This window comes from Rhodococcus sp. 14-2470-1b (assembly GCF_002259415.1).
Taxonomy (GTDB): Bacteria; Actinomycetota; Actinomycetes; order Mycobacteriales; family Mycobacteriaceae; genus Rhodococcoides.
Genome location: NZ_NPFY01000040.1, coordinates 1 through 1283, shown reverse-complemented (window position 1 = coordinate 1283; position 1283 = coordinate 1). Strand labels below are relative to the sequence as shown.

At 60.7% G+C, this 1283-nt stretch carries 1 protein-coding gene; it reads right to left on the bottom strand.

The window, feature by feature from the left end:
- Window positions 1-55: 55 nt before the first annotated feature.
- A protein-coding gene (locus CH293_RS26860; RefSeq protein WP_094721988.1) for an IS3 family transposase occupies window positions 56-1203 on the bottom strand; the annotation gives its coding sequence in 2 pieces (ribosomal slippage) (window positions 56-927 and window positions 927-1203; 1149 coding nt in all).
- Window positions 1204-1283: the final 80 nt, after the last annotated feature.

The window sequence follows — 1283 nt, the reverse complement described above, 5'->3', positions numbered from 1 at the left end:
TGGCAGGTCCCCGATAGTCGGACCACCGCGTTCTAGAGCCACGGTGTGATTGATTTCAGTCGATCTCGCAGCCGTCCACCGGTTGGTGGGTGTGGGTGCAGTGTGCAGCGTACTCCGCGGGTGTGAGGTAGCCGAGCGAGGAGTGGCGGTGTCGATTGTTGTGGTCGTCCTTGAAGTCCTCGATCACCACCCTGGCTTCGAGCAAGCTCGTCCAGTAGTTTCGGTTCAGGCACTCCTTCCGGAGACGATTGTTGAACGATTCGATGTGGCCGTTGTTCCACGGCGTGCCCGGCGGGATGTACGAGATACCGACGCGATCACGGCAGAACTGTTGCAGCACATGTGAAATGAACTCCGGACCGTTGTCCATCCGCAGCGCCAGCGGCGGACCACCCCACAGTGCGAACACCTTGTCGAGTTCGTCGGTCAACCGCTGCGCGGTGATCGAACGCTCGACGATGTTCAACAGTGACTCGCGGGTGTGTTCGTCGATCATCGACGCGATCTTGATCGCTTTACCGTCGATCGTGGAGTCGAACTGAAAATCCATAGCCCACACAACTTTCGGTGCATCAGCTTCGATCTGAGGACAGGAACTGATGCCGGCGCGTTTGCGTGGGTGGTAGATCCGGACCTGCAGACCCTCTTCCTTCCAGAGGCGGTGGATCTTCTTCTTGTTCACCTCCATGCCGTTGTCGTGCCTCAGGTGCGCCCAGGCGCGGCGGAAACCGTGCAGTGGGTTGGTGCGTGCGTATTCGCGCAGAAGCGTTCTCAGGGCCGCATCGGGGTCGTCTGGGGTCTGCGCGATCGGGATGCGGGAGTAGGTGGAACGGGCTAGCCCAACTGCTTTGCACGCGAGCCGTTTCGACATTTTCATCGTGGTGACGAGCATGTCCACGGCGCGGCGTTTGGCGGCTGGGTCTAAAATTTTCCCCGAGCCACCTCCCGCAGCGCGTCCTTCTCCAGCTCGGCCTCGGCGAGCAACCGTTTGAGCTTGCTGTTCTGCTCCCGGAGCTCCTTGAGCTCTTTCGCCGCATCGGTGTCCATGCCGCTGTACTGGCGGCGCCAGTTGTACAACGTCGCTGACGACACCTCGAGCTCGGCAGCAACCTCGTCCTGGGTCTTACCCGCAGCGGTGAGCTCGTCCGCGCGTCGCAGCTTGCGCACAATGTCCTCTGCGGAGTTCCGCTTGCGTCCAGCCATGTTGTTCAGTGTCCTATCCGCCCAGTTCACGGGCAACAAGACTCTAGAACGTCCTGGCCTCGTTTACCGGGAACACGCCA